Annotated in this window: 22 protein-coding genes, 2 pseudogenes and 2 riboswitches; of the genes and pseudogenes, 2 read left to right on the top strand and 22 right to left on the bottom strand. The window is 47.8% G+C overall.

Annotated features, from left to right (window positions below):
* Nucleotides 1-6 precede the first annotated feature (6 nt).
* A complete protein-coding gene (locus AXI59_RS12060) occupies nucleotides 7-1,749 on the bottom strand; it encodes an adenine deaminase (protein ID WP_061528335.1) in 1,743 nt (580 codons plus the stop codon).
* Nucleotides 1,750-1,870: 121 nt separating this feature from the next.
* Here AXI59_RS12060 and AXI59_RS12065 point away from each other — a divergent pair, with 121 nt between their 5' ends.
* Nucleotides 1,871-2,104: a YgaP family membrane protein gene (locus AXI59_RS12065; RefSeq protein WP_061520216.1), complete on the top strand. Its 234-nt coding sequence runs from the start codon at nucleotides 1,871-1,873 to the stop codon at nucleotides 2,102-2,104.
* A gap of 60 nt (nucleotides 2,105-2,164) precedes the next feature.
* Here AXI59_RS12065 and AXI59_RS12070 read toward each other — a convergent pair.
* Nucleotides 2,165-2,651, bottom strand: a pseudogene (locus tag AXI59_RS12070) (APC family permease); the annotation flags it as partial.
* Here AXI59_RS12070 and AXI59_RS19420 point away from each other — a divergent pair.
* Nucleotides 2,634-2,888, top strand: a pseudogene (locus AXI59_RS19420) (Lrp/AsnC family transcriptional regulator); the annotation flags it as partial. The pseudogenes AXI59_RS12070 and AXI59_RS19420 overlap by 18 nt on opposite strands.
* A gap of 39 nt (nucleotides 2,889-2,927) precedes the next feature.
* Here AXI59_RS19420 and purD read toward each other — a convergent pair.
* From purD to guaA, 20 genes are all read right to left on the bottom strand, one after another.
* Entirely contained in the window at nucleotides 2,928-4,196 is a 1,269-nt protein-coding gene (gene purD / locus AXI59_RS12075) for a phosphoribosylamine--glycine ligase (RefSeq protein ID WP_061528336.1), read from the bottom strand.
* Nucleotides 4,197-4,211: 15 nt separating this feature from the next.
* Nucleotides 4,212-5,750: a bifunctional phosphoribosylaminoimidazolecarboxamide formyltransferase/IMP cyclohydrolase gene (gene purH / locus AXI59_RS12080; RefSeq protein ID WP_061528337.1), complete on the bottom strand. Its 1,539-nt coding sequence runs from the start codon at nucleotides 5,748-5,750 to the stop codon at nucleotides 4,212-4,214.
* Complete coding sequence (gene purN, locus AXI59_RS12085) at nucleotides 5,747-6,334, bottom strand: phosphoribosylglycinamide formyltransferase (RefSeq protein ID WP_061528338.1); 588 nt, start codon at nucleotides 6,332-6,334, stop codon at nucleotides 5,747-5,749. Before purN ends, purH begins: the two co-directional genes overlap by 4 nt.
* The gene (gene purM, locus AXI59_RS12090) at nucleotides 6,331-7,371 is read right to left on the bottom strand and encodes a phosphoribosylformylglycinamidine cyclo-ligase (protein WP_061528339.1); all 1,041 of its coding nucleotides are present in this window, start codon (nucleotides 7,369-7,371) and stop codon (nucleotides 6,331-6,333) included. The genes purN and purM overlap by 4 nt, the downstream gene beginning before the upstream one ends.
* A gap of 91 nt (nucleotides 7,372-7,462) precedes the next feature.
* On the bottom strand, nucleotides 7,463-8,893 hold the full coding sequence (gene purF / locus AXI59_RS12095; RefSeq protein ID WP_061528340.1) for an amidophosphoribosyltransferase: 1,431 nt from the start codon (nucleotides 8,891-8,893) through the stop codon (nucleotides 7,463-7,465).
* Nucleotides 8,869-11,097, bottom strand: a complete 2,229-nt coding sequence (purL, locus tag AXI59_RS12100) for a phosphoribosylformylglycinamidine synthase subunit PurL (RefSeq protein ID WP_061528341.1) — start codon at nucleotides 11,095-11,097, stop codon at nucleotides 8,869-8,871. The genes purF and purL overlap by 25 nt, the downstream gene beginning before the upstream one ends.
* A complete protein-coding gene (gene purQ, locus AXI59_RS12105) occupies nucleotides 11,081-11,764 on the bottom strand; it encodes a phosphoribosylformylglycinamidine synthase subunit PurQ (protein ID WP_061528342.1) in 684 nt (227 codons plus the stop codon). Before purQ ends, purL begins: the two co-directional genes overlap by 17 nt.
* Entirely contained in the window at nucleotides 11,761-12,015 is a 255-nt protein-coding gene (gene purS, locus AXI59_RS12110) for a phosphoribosylformylglycinamidine synthase subunit PurS (RefSeq protein ID WP_061520208.1), read from the bottom strand. The genes purQ and purS overlap by 4 nt, the downstream gene beginning before the upstream one ends.
* Complete coding sequence (gene purC, locus AXI59_RS12115) at nucleotides 12,015-12,734, bottom strand: phosphoribosylaminoimidazolesuccinocarboxamide synthase (protein WP_061528343.1); 720 nt, start codon at nucleotides 12,732-12,734, stop codon at nucleotides 12,015-12,017. Before purC ends, purS begins: the two co-directional genes overlap by 1 nt.
* Before the next feature lie 75 nt (nucleotides 12,735-12,809).
* Nucleotides 12,810-14,102: an adenylosuccinate lyase gene (gene purB, locus AXI59_RS12120; RefSeq protein WP_061520206.1), complete on the bottom strand. Its 1,293-nt coding sequence runs from the start codon at nucleotides 14,100-14,102 to the stop codon at nucleotides 12,810-12,812.
* Nucleotides 14,102-15,241, bottom strand: a complete 1,140-nt coding sequence (gene purK, locus AXI59_RS12125) for a 5-(carboxyamino)imidazole ribonucleotide synthase (RefSeq protein ID WP_061528344.1) — start codon at nucleotides 15,239-15,241, stop codon at nucleotides 14,102-14,104. The genes purB and purK overlap by 1 nt, the downstream gene beginning before the upstream one ends.
* Nucleotides 15,234-15,722, bottom strand: coding sequence for a 5-(carboxyamino)imidazole ribonucleotide mutase (gene purE / locus AXI59_RS12130; protein ID WP_061528345.1), 489 nt, complete (start codon nucleotides 15,720-15,722; stop codon nucleotides 15,234-15,236). The genes purK and purE overlap by 8 nt, the downstream gene beginning before the upstream one ends.
* 129 nt (nucleotides 15,723-15,851) lie before the next feature.
* A riboswitch (purine riboswitch) is annotated at nucleotides 15,852-15,953 on the bottom strand.
* A 78-nt stretch (nucleotides 15,954-16,031) separates the two neighbouring features.
* Nucleotides 16,032-16,229, bottom strand: a complete 198-nt coding sequence (locus AXI59_RS12135) for an NETI motif-containing protein (protein ID WP_061528346.1) — start codon at nucleotides 16,227-16,229, stop codon at nucleotides 16,032-16,034.
* Nucleotides 16,226-16,780, bottom strand: a complete 555-nt coding sequence (locus AXI59_RS12140; protein ID WP_061520202.1) for a DUF2179 domain-containing protein — start codon at nucleotides 16,778-16,780, stop codon at nucleotides 16,226-16,228. The genes AXI59_RS12135 and AXI59_RS12140 overlap by 4 nt, the downstream gene beginning before the upstream one ends.
* A gap of 161 nt (nucleotides 16,781-16,941) precedes the next feature.
* Nucleotides 16,942-17,118: a Fur-regulated basic protein FbpA gene (locus AXI59_RS19425; protein WP_082791769.1), complete on the bottom strand. Its 177-nt coding sequence runs from the start codon at nucleotides 17,116-17,118 to the stop codon at nucleotides 16,942-16,944.
* Between the two features lie 138 nt (nucleotides 17,119-17,256).
* Nucleotides 17,257-18,039, bottom strand: a complete 783-nt coding sequence (locus AXI59_RS12145) for a hypothetical protein (protein ID WP_061528347.1) — start codon at nucleotides 18,037-18,039, stop codon at nucleotides 17,257-17,259.
* A 198-nt stretch (nucleotides 18,040-18,237) separates the two neighbouring features.
* Nucleotides 18,238-19,560: an NCS2 family permease gene (locus tag AXI59_RS12150; protein WP_061528348.1), complete on the bottom strand. Its 1,323-nt coding sequence runs from the start codon at nucleotides 19,558-19,560 to the stop codon at nucleotides 18,238-18,240.
* Between the two features lie 130 nt (nucleotides 19,561-19,690).
* Nucleotides 19,691-19,792: riboswitch (purine riboswitch) on the bottom strand.
* Between the two features lie 135 nt (nucleotides 19,793-19,927).
* A complete protein-coding gene (locus AXI59_RS12155; RefSeq protein ID WP_061528349.1) occupies nucleotides 19,928-21,367 on the bottom strand; it encodes a DUF4179 domain-containing protein in 1,440 nt (479 codons plus the stop codon).
* Nucleotides 21,349-21,882: a sigma-70 family RNA polymerase sigma factor gene (locus tag AXI59_RS12160; RefSeq protein ID WP_061528350.1), complete on the bottom strand. Its 534-nt coding sequence runs from the start codon at nucleotides 21,880-21,882 to the stop codon at nucleotides 21,349-21,351. The genes AXI59_RS12155 and AXI59_RS12160 overlap by 19 nt, the downstream gene beginning before the upstream one ends.
* A 113-nt stretch (nucleotides 21,883-21,995) precedes the next feature.
* Complete coding sequence (gene guaA / locus AXI59_RS12165) at nucleotides 21,996-23,537, bottom strand: glutamine-hydrolyzing GMP synthase (protein ID WP_061528351.1); 1,542 nt, start codon at nucleotides 23,535-23,537, stop codon at nucleotides 21,996-21,998.
* Nucleotides 23,538-23,646: the final 109 nt, after the last annotated feature.

Below are 23,646 nucleotides of genomic sequence, written 5' to 3' on the forward strand. Positions count from 1 at the left end.
TATATTTTAACGCATTATCGATGGAAAGAGTACAGTTTTTTTCATCACGTCAAATATTCCTCTGGGAGTAATGCGGATATAAGGCAGATGTGTGCCTTGCAGAAAGAGCAGCGTATAGATCGGATCACAAAATTGATAACCGCGCTCCTCAAGCAGTATTCTCAGCTTTTGTTCCTTTTCCAGCACGGCCTCATAATCTTCCGCGGAAGCGCAGCCGTGCAGAGCGAGGGGAATTTCATGCAGAATGTTCCCATTCTCAGCCAGTACGATTCCGCCGCCGATTTCCTTCATGCGTGAGAAAGCAAGCAGGATATCATCCTTATTTTTTCCGGCGGCGATAATATCGCCGGTCGTCGTATAAGAGCTTACAAATCCCTGCACACGATCGGCAAAGCCTTTCAACATCGTGTTGACCCGCCATTTTCCGTGCTTGTCGAGAAGAGTGAGAAAGCACTCATCATGTTCAAAGGAAAGCTGGTCAACGGAGTTATCAATCTCAATCATATACGGCTCCATAATGACCGCATTGCGCATTTTCACTCCCATCGGCATTGAAAACTGTAAATCATCCATCGTCATATCATATGAAAGCTCAAGAGGGACAAGACCGCCCTTTTTCCAGTCTGTTTCTGTAAACGCCTTCATATTTTGGCCGTCTTCTTTTAGCATGATCCCTTTTGATATAACGGTGACCGGGTTCGGATTCATAGGATCCTCCAGAATATTCAATGATGCCAGCCTTCCCGGCCCGACTACGCCGAGATAGTCGTCAATCTGATAATACTTCGCAATATTAAAGGACGCCATATTATAAGCATCAATCGCCGGAACCCCTTCTTCCAAAGCGATTCTGATCAATTCATTCGTCATGCCGCCTCTATAAAAATGAGGCGTCGCGCCGTCCGTTGTATAAAAGAAGTGGTCATAATGGCGGAAGCCTTTTTCATGCAGATCCCGCAAAATCGTTCGCAGATCAGGCCGGATGGATGAATGCCTGAGCGAAACATAGTAGCCTAATTCGAGCCGTTTCATCACTTCATCGCCATTCATGGCCTCGTGATCGCAATCGGCTCCGAACAGCTTCATTTTTGTAAGTGTTTTTTCGGACGCTCCGGGAAAATGCCCTTCGATCCGCTTACGCTGTTTCTTTGTCGCCTGCATGCAGTGCAGCATAAGATCATCACCGTCCATAAGCCGCGGCCATCCCGTTAATTCTCCGCCTTGGATGACATCGGGGTGCTCAATCCACTGCTTTCGGACGTCAAACGAAAGAAGCTGGTCCTCATTCAGCACTTCGGTTTGCAGGTCGTATCTTGACCACCAGAAATATTGAACAGGCTGTTTTTTCAGTTCCTCGAGTATAGTAAGCGCTTTCTTTTTACCGCTGTGCAAAAGGAAGAACAAGTTATCATTAACAAACGTCGTCGTTCCGAATTGAGACACATATTCGGCGAGCGTTTGGGGATTATATATTTGAAAAGGATGTGTATGCGGTTCAATGTAACCTGGCACAATGTATTTTCCTTCACAATTTATGGTATGAATGTGCTCTGCTGCATCAGGAAGCTCATCACCGACATAAACAATTCGGTCTTGGTAAATCCATATGTTTTTTTTCAGCCATTGTTTTAAAAAGGGATTTAAGACGAGAGCATTCCGTAAAAGTAGCGTTGGAAGCAGCTTTGAGTCTACAACATCCGCCTGTGATCTGATGTCTTTATTTTTCCAGTTAAAGGTACGTTCGGACATTCACATACTCTCCTTCGCTTATATTAGACCCATCGTATCACATCCGCAAGATTATCGCACGGCTAAATCGTTACAAATTATTGAAGATGCACGAAAATTTCATTAAAAGGGAGCTGAAAGCATGAAACCGAATATCAGCCTGCTGAACGCCGTTATCCGAATCACTTGCGGCCTTACTATTTTGTCAGCTGCAGCAGCAAAATACACGAGAAAGCCTTGGTGTAAAATGCATCTTTTCTGTATGATGATGGGCGCTATGAAAGCCGCGTCCGGTATGCTGCGTTTCTGTCCGGTCACGTATATGTTCCAAGCCGGGATGACTAACCAAAGTGACAGCGATCATCAAGAAAAATAACAAGTCGTTTTCGGCTTGTTATTTATTTTCTCCTTGTATACAACAGGCCCAAGCGCTCAAACGGCGCAATAATTTGAGCGCGGCTGCCATCGTCATGACATATGAGGCAATAAACGCGGCGCTCGGCCTCTTCAAGAGCACTTCAGGATTGAGCTTGTACACCCACTGGATCAAAAGCACCGCACAAAACACGGCGCCCAGCCATAGCAGCACCCGCACCGGGGTATGGCTTTTTTCATGCAACCTCGCAAAATACCGCGGAATGTGCCCTTCTCTTGACATAGCGTACACCATTCTGGAAAACCCCGCGATATTGGCATGAATCGTGCTGAATGTAATGAACAGCGCCAGACATGCGGTGATGTAAACACCGCTTTTCCTCGCTCCCATAAGCATGTGTTCCGCCCGTTACAAAAGCTGTCATCATGTATAACAGAGCCACACAGGAAGCAGCTGCAAACAGGCTGATCGGGATTTCCCTTTTCGGATTCTTGAACTCTTCTGCAAGCGGCGTAATCATTTCCCAGCCGACAAACTCAATAAACAGGTAACGGCTTTTATCCTCATGGAGCCGAGAAGCTGCAAGCATTACGCCGCCTTTGCCGGGAAGCATCCCGACGTGATTGAAAATCACATAATTACCGGTATGTACAGCTACATAACAAAGATCATGACGGAATCCGTCCATACGCTTGAAGATTTTATCGATGAATGTATGGCTCACGGCAAGCCGACGACTTTGGTTGTCTTATCCTCCTCAGCCTTTCATCGCACTTTTTCGTAAGAAAAACCCCGCAGCTCGGGTGCTGCGGGGTTCTGCTCGCTATCGTTGAGAAGCTTTCAGCGCGCGGGCGCCGATATCATTTCTGAAAAACAAGCCGGGTTTGGCCAGGTTCGAAACGGCGCTGTATACTTTTTCTCTCGCCGCTTCAAATGTATCGGCAAACGCAGTGACATTTACTACCCGGCCGCCGTTTGTGACAAATTGGTCTCCGTCTTTTTTCGTGCCGGCGTGGAAAACAGCGACTCCTGCTTCATTTGCAGCCAGAGAACCGATCAGCGTGCCTTTCGCATAGCTTTCAGGATAGCCCTCGGAAGCAAGGACGACGCTGACCGCGGCCGTATCCTTCCATTTCAAGTCAACGTCCTTCTCCTGAAGCAGATCAAGAAGCACTTGAATGAGGTCAGATTCCATTCTCGGAAGAACGACCTGTGTTTCCGGATCACCGAAGCGGGCGTTAAATTCAATCACTTTTGAACCGTTTTCCGTCAGAATCAGCCCCGCGTACAGCACGCCTGTAAAGGAGCGGCCTTCTTGCACCATGGCTTTTGCCGCAGGCTTAACGATGGTTTCGACGGCGTGCTGCACGATTTCTTCAGAAATGTGAGGAACCGGTGAATAGGCGCCCATACCGCCTGTATTCGGTCCTTTGTCTCCGTCAAACGCGCGTTTATGGTCTTGGGCGATCACCATCGGATAGACGGTTTCCCCTTTGACAAACGACATTAAGGAAAACTCTTCTCCTGCAAGAAAGTCTTCAATGACGACAGACGCGCTCGCCTCGCCAAACTTCTCATCCTCAAGAAAATCGTGCAGGCATTCGATCGCTTCTTCCTCTGTCATCGCAACCGTTACGCCTTTGCCGGCAGCAAGACCGTCCGCTTTAATGACAATCGGCGCGCCTTTTTTCTGAACGTACGTTTTCGCCTCTTCAAAAGACGTAAATGTACCGTACTCGGCTGTCGGAATGCCGTATTTTTTCATTAAGTCTTTTGCAAACTGTTTGCTCCCCTCAATGATCGCCGCTTGTTTTGACGGTCCGAACACCAGCAGGCCGGATTTTTCAAATTCGTCGGCAAGCCCTTCGATTAAAGGGACTTCAGGACCGATAATCGTCAGGCCGACATGATGTTCTTTCGCAAACGCAACGAGACCGGCATGGTCGCTTTCTTCAATGCCGACAAGTGTCGCGCTGTTTGCCATTCCGTCGTTTCCGGGCGCGGCGTACACCGAGTCAACAAGTGGACTTTGCGCCGCTTTCCATGCCAGTGTATGCTCTCTGCCGCCTTTACCGATAATCAATACATTCACGCTTTGTTCATCCCCTTAATGTTTGAAGTGTCTGATGCCTGTGAATACCATGGCAATGCCGTATTCATCCGCTTTTTTGATAGAATCTTCATCACGCACTGAACCGCCCGGCTGGATAATGGCCGTTACGCCCGCTTCAGCCGCTTCTTCGACCGTATCCGGCATCGGGAAAAACGCGTCTGAACCGAGAGCGCTGCCCTTTGCTTTTTCTCCGGCCTGTTCGATGGCGATTTTGGCTGAACCGACACGATTCATCTGTCCCGCTCCTACACCGACGGTCATATGGTCTTTCGCAAGAACGATCGCGTTTGATTTCACGTGTTTTACGACTTTCCAAGCAAGCTTCAGGTCTTCCCACTCTTGCTCGTTCGGCTCTCTTTTTGTCGGAATGCTGATGTCGGCATCATCAAAGCCGTGCACATCTAAATCTTGAATCAAAAGTCCGCCCTGAACGGATGTCAGCTGTTTTTCTTTCTTCCCTGAAGCCGTCACGTCAAGCGTCAGCAGGCGGAGGTTTTTCTTCGCCGTTAATATCTCAAGCGCTTCTTCACTGAAAGAAGGCGCGATAATGATTTCTAGAAAGATGCCGTGAAGGGTCCCAGCCGTCGCCTTATCGACTTCGCGGTTAAGTGCGATAATGCCGCCAAAAATAGATGTTTTGTCAGCCTCATACGCTTTGTTAAACGCTTCTTCGATTGAAGCGCCCGTACCGACTCCGCACGGGTTCATATGTTTAACGGCAACAGCCGCAGGCTCTGTGAATTCACGGACGATTTGAACTGCCGCATCCGCGTCTTTAATGTTGTTGTAAGAAAGCTCTTTGCCGTGAAGCTGTGTTGCAGCCGCAATTGAACCGCTGACCGGAAGTGCGCTTTGGCAGAAAACAGCTTCTTGGTGAGGGTTTTCCCCGTAGCGAAGCGATTGTTTTTTCTCAAATGTGACGGTGAATTGCTCAGGGTCTTTTTCACCGGCTTCGTTTGTTAAATACTCGGCGATTAATGCATCATAGGCTGCAGTATGGCGGAATACTTTAGCCGCCAGCTCGCGTTTTTTCTGAAGGGAGACGCCGCCTTGTTCTTTGATTTCACTGATGACGGGGCTGTAATCGGCCGGATCTACGATAACCGTCACATCCTGATGGTTTTTAGAAGCCGCGCGCAGCATTCCCGGCCCGCCGATATCAATGTTTTCTATCGCTTCTTCATATGTCACGTCTTCTTTTGAAATCGTTTCTTTAAACGGATAAAGGTTGACAACTACGAGATCAATAGGCTTAATGCCGTGTTCATTGATCTGCGCCATATGCTCAGCATTGTCTCTTACGGCAAGAAGCCCGCCGTGAATATTAGGATGAAGTGTTTTTAACCGTCCGTCCATAATTTCAGGAAATCCCGTCACTTCTGAAATGCCGATGACGTCCACACCGTTTTCTTGAAGAAGTCTTTTTGTTCCGCCTGTCGAAATAACCTCGACGCCAAGCTCTGTCAGTTCCTTTACGAAAGGTACGAGATTTGTTTTATCAGAAACACTGATTAATGCGCGTTTGATTGTCATGCCTTTTCACCTCTGTTATTTAGTCCCAGCAGCTGTTTAATAATGCTCGGATACCATTTGTGTTCAAGCTCATGTATCGTTTTTTCCATGTCTTCGAGCGTATCATTTTCCTGTATTTCAAATGCTTTTTGCGCGATGATCGGCCCGGTGTCCATTCCTTCGTCCACGTAATGAATGGTAATGCCGGCAACCTTCACACCAGCCCGATGCGCCTGTCCGACCGCGTCGATGCCCGGAAATGCCGGGAGAAGCGACGGATGAATGTTAATAATTTTGCCGCCGTATGCTTTGAGCAAAGTATCTCCGATCAGCCTCATATAGCCGGCAAGAACGATCAATTCCGCCCCGTGCAGACGAAGCTGTTCGATCATTTCCCGCTCAAAGGCAGCTTTGTTTTCATAAGCTGACGGCTCAAATGCAAATGACGGGATGTTTAGCGCCTCCGCCCTTTCAACCGCTCTGGCCTGAGGCTTGTCTGTCACGAGAAGCGACAGCTCCGCATCCCAATTTTCTTGTTTCAGACGATTGGCAATGGCCTCGAAGTTCGACCCGTTTCCAGAAGCAAATACCGCGAACTTTTTCATGAAAGAGCCGCACCGCCGAAAGCAACGCCTTGCCCCTGCTTCACACGCCCGATTAAATATGCCTTTTCGCCATGCGCTTCAAGCGTTTCGATTACTTCCGTCAAGCTCTCTTCTTTCACAGCCAGGACAAAACCGATGCCCATATTAAAGACGTTGAACATTTCTTCTTCTTTCAGCTTGCCGTGCTCCTGCAAAAACGGAAAAATCGGCGGAATCGGCCAAGAGCCGTGATCAATCTCGGCGCTCAGGCCTTCCGGCAGCATCCGCGGAATATTTTCGATAAAGCCGCCGCCCGTTACATGCGCCATGCCGTCGATTTTGCCGCTTTTTACCGCTGCAAGCACCGGCTTGACATAAATTTTTGTCGGTTCAAGCAGCTCTTCTCCGAGAGGACGTACAAACGGCTCATATACAGAATCCAAATCAAGCTGGGCGTCATCCAGAAGCACTTTTCTCACAAGGGAAAATCCATTGCTGTGAAGGCCGCTTGAAGTGAGTCCGATTAAGAGATGTCCTTCTTCGATCTTTTCGCCGGTGACGATTTCGTCTTTTTCAACAACTCCGACTGAAAAACCGGCAATATCATACTCGTCAGCCGTGTATAAGCCCGGCATTTCCGCCGTCTCACCGCCGACAAGCGCAGAGCCGGACTGCTCGCAGCCGTCTGCCACGCCCTGAACGATCTGCTCAATCTGCACCGGATCAGCCTTGCCGACTGCTAAATAATCAAGAAAAAACAGCGGCTCCGCTCCTGGGGCGAGCACATCGTTTACACACATAGCGACCGCGTCCACGCCGATCGTGTCATGCTTATCCATGGAGAATGCAAGCTTCAGCTTTGTACCGACGCCGTCTGTTCCTGAAATTAATACAGGCTTTTGATACGGCAGCTCTGACAGATCAAACATTCCTCCAAAACCGCCCAGGCTTCCCATCACGCCCAGCCTTTTCGTGCGCTCCACGTGTTTTTTCATTCGTTTGACGGCTTCATATCCGGCTTCGATATCAACGCCGGCGTTTTTATAAGCATCAGACATCCCTATCACTCCTTGTCAATTCGTTTCTCCTTAAAAGGCAGAAAGAGAAAGGCAGCCGGAATTCGCGCTGCCTTTATGCCATTTTCAAAAATTATTTTGTTAACACCGCTTCTTTCACATGAGGAAGCACTGTATCCTGATAAATTTCTGTCGGGTATTTGCCCGTAAAACACGCGAGACATTGTCCGCAGTTGGTGTCTTCAAATTTACGGCCGACCCCTTTTAACAATCCGTCTACGCTTAAGAAAGAAAGTGTGTCGGCACCAATGATTCGGCGGATTTCTTCAACCGAATGGGAGGAAGCGATCAGCTCTTCATGCGTTGATGTATCGATACCGTAGAAGCACGGATGAGCGATCGGCGGTGAACTGATTTTCACATGCACCTCTGTCGCCCCCGCTTCTCTGAGCATCGTGACAATCCGGCGGCTTGTCGTCCCGCGCACGATGGAATCATCAACCATAACGACGCGTTTCCCTTCAACCACTCCGCGTACGGCGGACAGCTTCATTCTGACTCCTTGTTCGCGAAGCGCCTGTGACGGCTGGATAAAGGTTCTGCCGACGTAACGGTTTTTAATGAGGCCGAGCTCGTACGGAATTCCCGTTGCCTCGGCGTAGCCGATTGCCGCTGAAATACTTGAATCAGGCACACCTGTAACGACATCCGCTTCCACCGCCGATTCCTGCGCAAGCATTTTCCCAAGGTTTTTACGCGCGCTGTGCACGTTAATGCCGTCGATATTGCTGTCCGGTCTTGAGAAATAGATATACTCCATGCTGCAGATGGAACGATTAATGTTCATGGAGAAACGTTCAGTCTGCATGCCTTCGTCATTAATTATCAGCATTTCGCCCGGCTCAACGTCACGAAGATATGTCGCACCGACGACATCAAAGGCACACGTTTCTGATGCAACGACATAAGCGTCTCCCAACATTCCGATAGACAGCGGCCTGAGTCCGTTCGGGTCAAGCGCTACAATCATTTCTGTTTCCGTCATGATTAAGAAGGCGTAGGCGCCTTTCAGCATCGACAGAGAATTTTTAATTTGGTCTTTTAATGTAAAATGGCCGCTGCGTTTAATGAGGTGAGCCAGTACTTCCGTATCGGAGGAAGTCTGAAAGATGCTCCCTTGGTTTTCAAGCTGCTGCTTCAATTGTGTGGCGTTGACTAAGTTGCCGTTATGGGCGAGAGCGAGGCTCCCGTTGTTTTGCGAGCGGAACAGGAGCGGCTGGACATTTTCATATCCCCCGCCGCCCGCCGTGGCATAGCGGACGTGGCCGATGGCGCCTTTGCCCTTCACTTTGCTCAGTTCGCCGTTTTGAAATACTTCCGTAATGAGACCTTGGCCTTTGTGCGCTGTCAGCTTTTTGCCGTCGGTCGCCACGATTCCGGCGCCCTCTTGCCCTCTGTGCTGCAGGCTGTGCAGGCCGTAATACGTAATTTGCGGAGCCTCTTCATGCCCCCAGATGCCAAACACACCGCATTCTTCATTTAGGCCTTTGATTTCAGCAAGCATGGAATAGCTCCTTTCCACGCGCGCTCAAGCTCTTTCGTCTGCGCGTGAACCAATTGTCGTCCGTCTTGGCTTTGGATGGTCAAAAGTCCGTCTGCTGTCACTTCACCGATGTGAACGGCATCTGGCACAGCCGCTTCAAACGCCGCCTTGTTTTCTTCCTTCACGGATACAACGAAACGTGATTGAGACTCACTGAATAACAGAGCCGCTTCCTCAAATGCCGTAACGTTTGCGCCGAGGCTGTCTGTCGTCATGACGCTTTCCGCAATCGCAACGCCGAGCCCGCCTTCAGAAACATCATGGGCTGATTGAATCAATCCTTGTTTAATAACGTTCAGAAGCGCTTTTTGGCGTGCCTCTTCTACGGCCAGGTCAATTTCCGGCGCTCTGCCGTAAATCTTGCCTTCCGTCATTTTTTGCAGCTCACTTCCCGCAAACTCCGGTTTTGTTTCGCCGATCACATAGATCAGGTCTCCGGCCGCTTTGAAATGCTGCGTCGTAATATGAGCGATATCTTCGATTAAACCGACCATGCCGATGACAGGTGTCGGGTAGATAGCCGTTCCATTTGATTCATTATAAAGGGATACGTTTCCGCCGATGACAGGTGTGCTGAGTACGTTGCACGCCTCGCTGATCCCGTCGGCCGCTTTTTCAATCTGCCAGAAGATTTCAGGCTTTTCAGGATTCCCGAAGTTCAGGTTATCCGTGACCGCAAGCGGCTCAGCACCGGAACAAACGATATTGCGCGCTGCTTCGGCAACAGCGATTTTTCCGCCGATTTCCGGATCAAGGTATAAATAGCGCGCGTTACAATCGGTCGTCATCGCCAGCGCTTTTTTCGTTCCGCGGATTCTGAGCACACCGGCGTCAGACCCCGGGGCAACTACTGTATTGGTGCGCACCATGTAATCGTATTGGTCGTACACCCACTCTTTGCTGGCAATCGTCGGCTGCTGCAAAAGAGCGATAAGCGTTTCTGTCGCATCCTTCACTTCCGGAGCAGAAACTTCTGTTTGCTGAAACTCACGATAGTATGCAGGTTCACTTGACGGCTTGTGATATACTGGCGCTTCTTCCGCAAGCGCATCAACCGGAAGTTCGCAAACGACCTCTCCGTTATGGCGGAGGCGGAGCATTTTATCATCGGTTACATGGCCGACAGAAACGGCTTCAAGATCATACTTTTCAAAAATATCGACGATTTCCTGCTCACGTCCGCGTTCAATGACGAGAAGCATCCGCTCCTGAGATTCAGAAAGCATCATTTCGTAAGCGGTCATCCCTGTTTCACGCTGTGGAATGAGATCAAGATTCATTTCAATGCCGGAGCCGGCTTTACTTGCCATTTCCGCGCTTGAACTCGTCAAACCGGCCGCTCCCATATCCTGAATGCCGACTAACGCATCGCATTGGATCACTTCAAGGCAGGCTTCAAGCAGAAGTTTCTCCATGAAAGGGTCGCCGACTTGTACCGCAGACCGTTTTTCTTCAGATGAATCTGACATTTCTTCCGAGGCGAATGTGGCGCCGTGAATACCGTCGCGGCCCGTTTTTGCACCGACATACATGACGGTATTGCCGACACCCTTCGCCTGGCCTTTCTTAATATCCTTATGGTCAATTAAACCGACGCACATCGCATTGACAAGCGGATTGCCTTCATAGCTCGCGTCGAATTGCACTTCTCCTCCGACCGTCGGAATACCGATACAGTTTCCGTATCCCGCGATTCCCGCAACTACTTCTTCAAACAAGTACTTCACACGCGGTGAAGTGAGTTCACCAAATCGAAGAGAGTTTAATACAGCAATCGGACGGGCGCCCATTGAGAAGACGTCGCGGATGATACCGCCCACTCCTGTTGCAGCTCCTTGGTAAGGCTCAAGCGCTGACGGGTGGTTATGTGATTCAATTTTAAACACAACCGCCTGATTGTCTCCGATGTCAACGATTCCTGCGCCTTCTCCCGGACCTTGCAGCACGCGTTCGCCGCTCGTCGGGAATTTGCGTAAAATCGGCTTAGAGTTTTTGTAGCTGCAATGCTCAGACCACATGACGGAAAAAATTCCGATTTCTGTGTAGTTTGGCAATCTTCCGATAATAGATTCAATGAGTGCGAACTCGTCATCACTGACACCCATTTGCTGATAGAGTTTCTCTTCTTTAATTTGTTCTTTACTTGGTTCAAGCAGTAGCGACATGAGTTTCCCTCCAATTTTTCACAATAGACTGGAATAATTTAAGACCGTCTGCGCTGCCGAGCAACTCGTCAACCGCGCGTTCAGGGTGAGGCATCATGCCTAATACATTGCCTTTCTCATTCACGACACCCGCGATGCCGCTGACACTTCCGTTAATATCAGATCCGTATGTGAAGGCGATTTGATTGTTTTCTTTTAATGCTTCAAGCGTTTCGTCGTCACAGTAGAAGTTCCCTTCGCCGTGGGCCACCGGAATGGTGATTGATGCACCTTGTTCATAGGAAGAGGTAAACAGCGTTTTCTCATTTTGTACAGCCAATTCAACCGGGCGGCAAATAAATTTTAAATCTTTGTTTCGTCTCATCGCGCCGGGCAGAAGGCCAAGCTCCTGTAAAATCTGAAAACCGTTGCAAACGCCGAGAACCGGTTTTCCTTCGGCCGCCGCTTTTTTGACAGCCGGCATGATGTTTGCGAATCTGGCAATGGCGCCGCATCTTAAATAATCGCCGTAAGAGAATCCGCCCGGGATGAGCACGCCGTCAAATCCGTCAAGGCTTGTTTCCTTGTGCCAAACGTACTCGACTTCCTCGCCCAGTTCGTCCTTTACAGCGTGAAACATATCAATATCGCAGTTAGAGCCGGGTAACACAATCACCGCAAATTTCACTGTGCGACAACCTCCTCAACTTCATATCGGTAGTCTTCAATCACTGTATTGGCGAGCAGTTTTTCGCACATTTCTTTCACAAGCCCGTCAAGATCGCGGTCAGATTTTTCAATCGTCAGCTCCATGTATTTTCCGATGCGCACATCCTGCACTTCATTGTAGGTCATACTGTGCAATGCATGCTGCACCGCGCTCCCTTGCGGATCAAGTACACTTTCTTTTAAGCTGACATATACTTTCACTTTATACATTATGAAATGCCTCCCAGTCTTTTGAAAATCTCTTCGTATGCATCGGTTAAGCTACCTAAATTCCGTCTGAACAAATCTTTATCAAGCTTTTCGTTTGTGTCTTTGTCCCACAGGCGGCACGTATCAGGAGAAATTTCATCTGCTAACAGCACCTGTCCCTCTGCGTCTGCACCGAATTCAAGTTTAAAATCTATTAATCTGACACCGCAGCCGTCAAAAATGTGCTGAAGCTCTTTATTCACCTGTTTTGTAATGGATTTGATCGTTTCCACTTGTTCAGGCGATGCCGCTTTCAGCAGCCAAATATGATCTTCTGTAATGAGCGGATCACCGAGTGCGTCATCTTTGTAGTAAAATTCGATAATCGGCTGAGGAAGTTCTGTTCCTTCCGGGATGCCGAGGCGTTTGGACATGCTTCCGGCCGCAACGTTTCTGACGACGACTTCAAGCGGCACGATACTCACTTTTTTGATGAGCTGTTCCGTTTCTGAGATGCGCTCAACGAAATGGTTGTCGATTCCTTGTGCATGCAGATGTTTGAAAATCAGGCTTGAGATTTCGTTGTTCAAACGGCCTTTCCCGCTGATCTCCGCTTTTTTCTCACCATTAAAGGCTGTGGCGGAATCCTTGTAAACGACGTAGAGTATCTGTTCGTCTTCAGTTTTGTAAATTCGTTTCGCTTTTCCTTCATAAAGAAGGTCATTTTTCACAATATTCACGGAAGTTCTCCTAACCCGAATTTTGGGAATTTTCAATCTATGACGGCTGAAGAAGCCGTCTCCGGCTGGCTTCTTCTATAAACCTAAACGGTCAAAGATCAAGTCGACGTTTTTCAAATGATAATTGTAGTCAAAGCAGTCAGCAATTTGTTCCGGCGTGAGTCGGGAAGTGATTTTTTCCTCCGCTTCGACAAGCTGGCGGAACGGCACTTGTTTTTCCCACGCTTCCATTGCTTTCGGCTGAACCGTGTCATATGCTTCCTCACGAGGCAGACCCGTGTCGATTAAAGCGAGCAGCACGCGCTGAGAGTAGATTAAACCGAGCGTGCGGTCCATGTTGCGTTTCATATTCTCAGGGAATACCGTTAAGTTTTTGACGATATTGCTGAAACGGTTCAGCATGTAGTTCAGTGCAATTGTCGCGTCCGGAAGAATAATCCGTTCTGCTGATGAATGAGAAATATCGCGTTCATGCCATAATGGAACATTTTCATATGCCGTCAGCATGTAGCCGCGGATGACGCGCGCCATGCCTGTCATATTTTCTGAACCGATCGGATTCCGTTTGTGCGGCATGGCCGATGATCCTTTTTGTCCTTTTGCGAAAAACTCTTCCACTTCGCGCGTTTCACTTTTTTGCAGTCCGCGGATTTCAACTGCGAATTTTTCAATGCTTGTCGCGATCAGGGCAAGTGCTGCCATGTAATCCGCATGGCGGTCACGCTGCAGCGTTTGCGTCGAAATCGGCGCCGCTTTCAGTCCGAGCTTCTCACAAACATATTGCTCTACAAACGGATCAATGTTCGCATATGTGCCGACCGCGCCGGAAAGCTTACCGACTTCGATGCCTGCTTTCGCCTGCTTGAAGCGTTCAAGATTGCGTTTCATCTCTTCATGCCAAAGCGCAAGCTTCAGGCCGAATGTTGTCGGCTCAGCGTGTACGCCGTGTGTGCGTCCCATCATTACCGTATATTTATGCTCTTTCGCTTTTTCTTTTATGATGTCAACAAATCTCTCAATGTCCTTGAGCAGAATGTCGTTTGCCTGTTTTAATAGGTAAGAAAGAGCCGTATCCACGACGTCGGTTGAAGTCAGGCCGTAGTGCACCCATTTTCTTTCTTCGCCTAATGATTCAGAAACCGCGCGGGTAAAAGCTACGACGTCATGACGCGTATCCTGCTCGATTTCTAAAATACGGTTAATGTCGAAAGACGCGTTTTCACGCATCACTTTAACGTCTTCTTTCGGAATGACGCCAAGCTCCGCCCAGGCTTCACAGGCTAAAATCTCCACTTCCAGCCATGCTTGATATCTGTTCTCGTCCGTCCAAATCGCGGACATTTCAGGTCTTGAATAACGTTCAATCATTATGCTTGCCCTCCGTCTCTATTCATCCATATATTCGTCACGTCCTGAATCCATTCGTCATCAGGCTCCCGCAAAAACGTGATATGTCCCATTTTGCGGCCTTTTTTAATGTCGTGTTTCCCGTACAGGTAAAGCTTGGCTTCCTTTAAAAGCTCCGTCTTTTCCTCAACCAGTTTCACTTCATCTCCGAGAAGATTCACCATCATTCCGGGTTTTAACAGCTCAGTTTTGCCAAGCGGCAAGCCGCAAACCGCTCTGATATGCTGCTCGAATTGGCTCGTTTCGCAAAGATCAAGCGTATAGTGCCCTGAGTTGTGCGGACGCGGCGCCAATTCATTTATGAGAAGATCTCCTTCTTCCGTCACAAACATTTCCACCGCAAGCAGTCCGACAAGCCCCAAAGTTTCGGCGAGCTGAACGGCGAGCGCCTCTGCCTGCTTTCGAACCGCTTCATCCACCCTCGCAGGCACGATGCTTTGGAACAAAATATTATTGTGGTGAATGTTTTCAGCTGCCGGAAAAGTTGAAATCTCTCCGTGCACTGATCTTGTCACGATGACAGACAGCTCCATTCGGAAAGATACCCAGCTTTCAAGAATGCAGGTTCCGTTCTCTAACAGTGCGGATGCTTCGTCTGCCTGCCCCTCTTCCTTAATGACAAATTGCCCTTTACCGTCATAGCCGCCGCGGCAGGTTTTTAGAACCGCCGGCAGGCCGAGTGACTGAATGGCCTGCTCCAGCTCCGACCGGCTTTTGACGATCCGATAAGGGGCGACTTGGCAGCCGGCTGATTGGATCGCTTTTTTCTCCGTCTCCCGGTTCTGGGTGATGAGCAGAAGCTCGCTTCCCTGCGGAAGATATGCGTTTTCCTTGAGCCAGTTCAGCGCTTCGTAATCAATATTTTCAAATTCATAAGTGATAATGTCACTGATATCGGCCAGCTTCCGAATCGCTCCGCGGTCATTATAAGGGGCGGTAATTTCCACATCGGCGACCTGTCCGCACGGCGAGTCTTTCACAGGATCGACGACAGCCACTTTATATCCCATCTGCTTTGCGGCAACGGCCATCATTTTTCCAAGCTGCCCGCCGCCGATTATGCCGATTACGGCACCCGGGTAGATCGTATGATTAGACAAGCTGATCACTGCTTTCCAGCACCGCTTGTTCAGTGGTGTTTCTTCTCGCCTCTAGTCTTTGCGCAATTTCTTCATCAAATGCCGACAAAATTTGCGCGGCTAACAGACCGGCGTTCACCGCGCCCGCTTTTCCGATGGCTGTCGTCGCGACCGGCACGCCGCCAGGCATCTGCACGATGGACAGAAGTGAATCCAGCCCGTTGAGCGCCTTAGACTGAATCGGCACGCCAATGACCGGCAGTGTCGTTTTCGCCGCCGTCATTCCCGGAAGATGGGCCGCTCCTCCCGCTCCGGCAATGATGACTTTTAAGCCTCTGTCTCTGGCGCTTGCTGCGTATTCAAACATCAAATCAGGCGTCCGGTGAGCGGATACAACCTGTTTTTCGTAAGGGATGTGAAGTTCGTCAAGTATGTCACATGCATGTCTCATTGTCTCCCAGTCGGAGGTGCTTCCCATGATGATTCCTGCTAGCGGCTGCATTCTATTCCCACCTTTTCATGCGTTGTTTTCAGACAAAAAAAGCCCAATTTGCATTGCACTGAGGAAGCAATACAAACCGGGCATGGCGCGTGTATCGTCAGTCGTTCGCTTCTGCGATATCCATGTCAGCTGATTATCACTTTCCTGCATAGTCCGGCCGTTTACGGCAGCCGGGTAGAAACTTATGGGCCATATTCCCAAGATTATATGAGGTCGTGTTTTGATTTCATGTTTATCTTAACAACGGACTTGGATAATGTCAACGACATTATCGAACGATATAAAAATTCTTTCTTTTAATGTTCGTGTTTAGATCAATTTGCCTTCAAATACGATTTTTTTCCCGCAAGGAACGACTTGAATTGATCCATTTTCTTTCTTTTCTGTAAAGATCGGCTCTTCCATGCGCCTGATGGGCATATATCCCTCTTCTTTCATTAAAGTGAGAATGGTATCAATCGTTTCGTGTTCTGTTACTTCAAACCGTTTCTTTTTTGGCTTTGTCATTCCTTAATTCTCCTCTTCTTCACTGCTTTTACCCAGAACCCGCCGTGGATGGTTTTCGGCTCGAAGGCAATGATAAACGCTTTTTCGTCAAGCGTTTTAATCGTATCATACAGCTGAAGCTCATATTTTCTCGGTGTCAGAATCTGCATGGCGGTCCGGTCTCCTTCAAGTCCGCCCGCTACCCAGCTTGTGACACCGTAGCCCTTTTCCCGCAGCTGCCTCGGAAGGTCTAAATCAAGCTCCTTCGTAATGACATTGACCGTAATATACCCGAGCGCAAGTTTTTCTTCAATTTTCATTCCGACGATGACGCCAAGACCGTAGCCGAGAGCGTATGCAATGACGTTTTGAATTTGATTCAGATTGCCGAGCACGAGGCTCAAGCCGGTCACATACACAAGAATCTCAATGGTACTGATGCCTGCTGCCAGATAGCGCTGTCCCTTTAACGTCAGAATCATTCTGATCGTAAAAAAAGATACATATATGATGTTAATAATGAGAATAATGAGAACCATACCTATACTGTTTGATAAGATCGTTTGCATCATTAATCATCCCCCCTCTGATTCAAGAAGCACTCATATTCTGCTGCGAGAAAACGGCAGCGATGCAGCCGTACAAACCTTTCGACAAAAATAGTTTACCCTCTTTTGCCCGTTTTCAAAAGAAAAAAAGCCCGCCTTTTAAAAGGCAGACTTCCATTCTCTTATCAGTGCAGCCGGGGCTTCTTTTTCAAACTCTTTAATGCTTCATATTCCTTTTCAAGCTCACTCAGCGTATAGCCGGCCAGTTCATGGCCCTGGCCATGATAAAAACCTGAGTGAATCAGCTTCGTCTGCAGCAGCTGCTTCTTTCGATTAATGGCTTCGCGCAACAATGGGGCCATCCTCAATCATCCTTTCCGAATCATAAAGATTGATGCCTCTGACGATTTTCTGTTGCTCCTATCATATATCGGCCAGCTCAGCAAAACAACATGTGAAATTAGAAATATTTGTAAACATTGTGACAGACACGTTTCGACTTATAACGGGATAAGCGAGGCCGTGAAGTACTCCGAAATGAGCGGCCATGTCAAGGCTGTAAACACAAGCATCATAAGCGCGGCCGCAAGAATGCAGTACATCACGTCAACCGAAGCCCGTTCAGCCGTTTTGTACAGCATCTGGATAAACTGCACCATGGCCGAAACAGCCAAAAACAGCATAAGGGCTGTAAAAATGACGGTAATCACCGGCAGATTCAGTATGGAGAAAATCATCCACACAATAGAACAGGCAACCGCGGGAACCAACAGTGATCCAAACCCTGCAGCCGCATCACGCATCGTAATTTTTTGTTTCATCATATAACGCGACACAAGCCAGATGGCGCCGGCCGTAACGGCTAAAAAGACGAGCGAGTACAAGAGAACAACGGTAAATCCGTCAAAAAACGTATGATGCCGCTCTCCGAACCCGAGAGGCCTTTGCTGGCTCGCCTTCAGCTGAAACCAATTTCCGATTGAAAAAAAGACACTGAACACAAGCATTGAAATAATAGCATATTTAAAACGGGAGAATCCGTCTTCCCCCACGATTCTCACCGGTGATTGCAAAATACGCAAAGCGAAACGGCAATACCGCTTTACCGCAGCCCATACAGTGCCGAGCTTTTCCGTAAAAGGTGCAGCCGGGCGCCGCTGCTTCTCTTTTTTCTTTTGCTTCTGATGGCGTCCCGCATTTCTGGACATTCTCGACAGCGGTTCTTCATCTATTTTCTGATTCTGTTTTTCTTCTTCAAACGTTTCTTTTCTTTCTTCCGTCATGTCAGCAACTCCTATCAAAAAAATACGGCGGAATCTGTTAAGCAAGAAAATAAAACACTTATATAAGGTACCGAAGCGTCCTTAAACAGTCAAGTGATTCCTTTATTCGGACAACCACATGACGTTTTATTGTATGTAATGGTTTTAAAAAATACGATAAAAAACAAAACCGGCTGGTTACGCAGCCGGTTTTTCCCATTATTTTAAGAAGATAAAGTACAGAATAAAGATGACGAACAGCCCGTACATAATCGGATGAACGCTTTTCCCTTTTCCTTTACAGATCATTGTAATCGGGTAGAAAATAAAGCCGATCGCAATCCCTGTCGCAATGCTGTACGTCAGCGGCATCATAATCATTGTCAAGAATGCCGGCACCGCCACCTCAAATTTATCCCAGGCGATTTTACCGAGCGGCGCCACCATCAGCGCGCCGACAATAATTAAAGCCGGAGCCGTCACATTTGTGGTAACGACGGACAGCAGCGGCGAGAAAAACATCGCAAGCAAAAAGAGAATCCCCGTAACGACAGCTGCGAATCCCGAACGCGCTCCCGCAGCAACGCCTGAGCTTGATTCAACATATGACGTCGTCGTCGATGTGCCGAGCACGGCCCCGATGACGATAGACGTGGAATCTGCAAGAAGCGCTCTTCCCGCGCGCGGAAGTTTATTTTCCTTCATCAGTCCGGCCTGTGTCGCTACAGCCACAAGCGTACCGGCTGTATCAAAGAATCCGACGAACAAGAAGGTTAAAATGACAATCAGCATTTGAACGGAGAAAATGTCCGGCAGGTGCATCCACGCCTGTCCGAAAGTCGGCGCAAGGCTCGGCACGCTGCCGATAATATGTGTCGGAACCGGAATCAAACCGCAGATCATTCCGGCAATGGCCGTCAGAAGCATTCCGATAAAAACACCGCCGTTCACGCGAAGCACCATTAAAATAACGGTCACAATGACGCCGAAAATCGTTAACAGCACAGGCCCGCTGTGAATGTTGCCGATAGAAACAAGAGTGGATGAGTTCGCTTCAATAATGCCGGAGCCCTGTAAGCCGACAAATGTGATAAACAAACCGATTCCCGCGCCTACCGCCAATTTCAGCTCCGGCGGAATCGCATTAATGATCTTTTCACGCAATCCCGTTAAAGAAAGCGCCACGAAAATGATCCCGGAAATCAATACGCCGGACAGCGCCGCCTGCCAGGAAATCCCCATGCCGAGAACGACAGAGAAAGCAAAAAACGCGTTTAATCCCATACCCGGCGCGATCGCAATCGGATACTTTGCTATCAGCCCCATTAAAATACAGCCGGCCGCGGACGCAAGAGCAGTTGCGGTGAAAACCGCCCCCTGATCAATCTTTAATGCTTCCGGAAATCCCTTCACACCGTTTAAAGACAATGTCAGCGGATTGACGAACAGGATGTACGCCATTGACAAAAAGGTCGTTAAACCGCCGATGATTTCATTACGATAGCTTGTCCCCAGCTCATCAAACTGAAAAAATTGCTTCAAGCCAATTGCCTCCTTCTTTCTCTCCTATTTATTCTGCCCGTTATCCGCCAAATAAAAAACGCCCCAAATACATTGGGACGCTTGACTACATACGTTCAGTCTGAATAAATAAGAATTGATTATTTATATCAAACGATTGAGATTGATCCGTAGTCAAGCCATTTACGGTAGCTTGGTAGAAACTTGCGGGCCATATCCCCGCCATTATACGATATCTGCATATTTGATTTCTGAGTCTATTGTATCAATACAATTTTGAAAACTCAATATAAAAAACGAACAATCACGGTAAAAAAATTTAGTTTATTCGTTAATTGACCAAATGATTCCAAAAATGAAGGCGGCAAAACAGCCGCCTTTAGAGAGTTTATTTTTCTGACATTTGCCGGATCGGCACTTCGAATGTGAGATCGTTATTTACCAGCAGATTCATATTGGTTTTTTCAATGTAGAGGGCGTATGAGCCGAGCGAGAAATGGCGTAATGAATACTCTTTATTGTGTGAATCATCCAGTTCAAAAACGGATTCCATTTCACCTTTCTTGAGATTAGTGACTTTCGCCTTATTTCCTTTGAGATAATAGTCTTTCTCATAATCATCTGAAGATGACCAAGCCTTCATCTTTTTCGTGTCGCCCAGACCGATCGTTTCTCCGACATTGATCAGCTGATCTTCATCTGTTTTTTCCGAATCGATACCGGTGAATTGATAATCGACAATGACATGCCTGCCTTCTTGCCTGATTTTATTGATTTTTATACCGACGTGATGATGTTCCGTTTTATAGCTGACCGGCAGTTTTGTTTGCAGAGGTATGATTTCGCTGGTTTCCCTTTCAAATTTCACATGACCCGTAATGAACAGTTTTTTTGCTTTTGGATCAATCGGTTTGCTGAATTGGGTTTGTCCCCGGACTCTTTCATCCCCGTTGGAGAGTTTCTTCCTGTTCCCCAGTTCAATATTGGATAACGTCATTTCATAATGGTTTCCTGCATCATCCGTTGCGTCATAAATGGAAATGGCGTCTTTTTTGGCAATGCCGTGATAGTCAATTGTATATTGCAGAGCAGAACCCATCGTTCCGTTTTCCGCTCGTATATCGAACAGCCGATACAATCCGTTATTCACCATCACATCTTTCGTTCCTTCTAAAAAGGTTGAATGCTGTTTTTTTACTGGTAGGTTAAACCGCCAGTTTCCTGGGATGTCCTTCATCTGTGTAATGACAAGCGGGATCTTGTCACCGTCTTTTAACTTTGAGCCATCTGTGAAAAAACGAAGCTGGCCTCCATACCGTCCATCTTTCAATTTTTTTAAGTCCTGGCTGTCATAATCTACAGCTAAAATATGAAGGCCATCCTTATAATCAACTTGAAATGAAATATAGTCTTCATCGGATTTCAGGTGATCGACGATAAAATTATAAACGAGCTGGCCGCTGTCGTAATATACACTTTTTACTGTCACCGTGATCCCGCGTGATTCCGCTTTCTCGTTCAATTTTGTCACCAAATTGCTTTTAAACAGCGCAGAACCTGCCTTATCCTGAAACAGACTGTAAATTTGTCCGGCAACAGGGATGTTTCCCATAGCCGTATTAACGGAGGGCATGAACAAGCCTGAGGACAGATACAGAAAAAACAAAGCAGCAGCAACCGCGAAGCCGTTTATCAGTTTTCTTCCCCATCTCCGTCTGACGGCGCCTTCTTTTCCGGCACGGACAGCCGCGCTGTGTATCACGTTTTTCAATTCAGCTTTCGGCACGTCAATGTCCTGATACAATTGCTTCATTTGATGCTTTTCCATATTTGTTTATCCTCCTTTTCCAGCTCTTGCTTTAATGCTTTTCTCGCCCTGTGCAGATGCGTTTTTACAGTGCCTTCCGCCATTCCGGTCTGTTCGGCGATCATTGCAATCGAGAAATCTTGAAAATAATAAAGCTGAATGGTCAGCTGTATATGTTCGTCAAGGGTTTCCAGGGCATTTCGAAGGTCTATGTATTCTTCAACGTTCTTGTTCTCCGCACGTGTATCATGCTGCGGTTCAAACGGGATAACGTCCCCCTGCTTTTTCTTCATCGAGAAAATCGTATTGAGAAGAATGCGGATGAGCCACGTTTTAAAATATTTCGGTTCTTTCAGCTGCGCGATGTTGAGAAAAGCCTTATAGGCCGTTTCCTGTACCGCGTCCAGCGTGTCTTCCTTATGATGCAAATAGAGATAAGCTGTTTTATATAAAGTCTCCTGATGAGCTGTGATCAGTTTTTCAAAGGCGGCGGTATTGCCTTTTTTCGCCTTTGTGATCAATCGTACTTCCTTCACCTTATCCACCTCCTATGTTGTTAGATATGAAACACACCAAAACGGTTTCAAAAAGATGACAAGAAAGAAAAAAAACGTCTCTTTTTGTAAGAGACGTTTTTCGGATACTTTATTTATTCCCACTCAATCGTTGCAGGCGGCTTGCTCGTAATGTCATACACGACGCGGTTAATGTGTTTGACTTCATTTACGATTCGTGTTGAGATCACTTCAAGCACATCCCAAGGAATACGCGCCCAATCAGATGTCATGCCGTCGATTGATGTCACGGCGCGGATGCCGATTGTGTAATCGTACGTTCTCGCATCTCCCATGACGCCGACGCTGCGGATGTCAGGAAGAACGGTGAAGTATTGCCAGATGTCGCGTTCGAGGCCGTGGTTCGCCACTTCTTCGCGCAGGATCGCATCTGATTCGCGAACGATTTCAAGTTTTTCCTCGGTCACTTCGCCGAGAACACGGATGCCAAGACCCGGTCCAGGGAACGGCTGGCGCCATACAATGTCATCAGGAATGCCGAGTTCCGTGCCGAGCGCACGCACTTCGTCTTTAAAGAGCGTATTCAGCGGCTCAATCAATTCAAACTGCATGTCTTCAGGAAGCCCGCCGACATTGTGGTGTGATTTGATCGTTTGGGCAGTCGCCGTACCGCTCTCGATAATATCTGTGTAAAGCGTTCCTTGCGCAAGGTAATCGATTCCTTTGAGCTTGTCCGCTTCATCATCAAACACGTAAATAAATTCATTACCGATGATTTTACGTTTTTGCTCCGGATCAGATACACCTTTCAGCTTGTTCAGGAAACGCTCTTGCGCGTCAACTTTAATCACGTTCATGTTAAAGCCTTCGCTGAACGTTTTCATGACGCCTTCCGCTTCGCCTTTACGCAGCAAGCCGTGATCAACGAAGATACAAGTCAGCTGGTCGCCGATCGCTTTATGAATCAAAACGGCTACGACAGAAGAGTCAACTCCGCCGCTCAAAGCGCAAAGCACTTGTTTGTCTCCGACTGTTTCCCGGATTTTTTGCATTTCGATTTCGATAAAGTTTTCCATTGACCATTCGCCTTTACATTCACAAGCGTCGAAGACAAAGTTTTTCAGAAGGTCATTTCCGTATTCTGAATGGCGTACTTCCGGATGGAACTGAACACCGTACCATTTTTTGTCTTTTTTACTCATCGCTGAATTAGGGCAGTGATGGCTTGTCGCGTCTACTGTAAATCCTTCCGGCACTTTCACGACTAAGTCGCCGTGGCTCATCCATACCACTTGCTCTTCAGGAAGTTCTTTGAACAAATCAGGAGTGCCTTGAATGTGAATGTTCGCTTTTCCGTATTCACGCTGGCTGGCTGCTTCCACTTTACCTCCGAGGTAATGAGTCATCAGCTGCATGCCGTAGCAGATACCCAGTACAGGGATATCGAGTTCAAAGATTTTTTCGTCACAGCGGAATGATCCTTCATCATACACACTGTTCGGTCCGCCCGAAAGGATAATTCCTTTTGGATTCATTTCTTTGATTTCTTCAGCTGTCAATGTATGGGGATGCAGCTCGCTATATACACCAAATTCACGGATCCGGCGGGTAATCAGCTGGTTATACTGACTGCCGAAATCAAGAACAAGAATCATTTCATTCACTAACTTCGTCATGGTTGTCACCTAATCTCCTCTAAGTTTTTGACACAGAAAAAAACGGAGGACACACGTTCCGCCCTCTGTCGGCAAGGCTTGTTCGGAGCCCGGTTTTAACGCCCCCGCG

Source organism: Bacillus nakamurai, assembly GCF_001584325.1.
Classification (GTDB): Bacteria; Bacillota; Bacilli; order Bacillales; family Bacillaceae; genus Bacillus; species Bacillus nakamurai.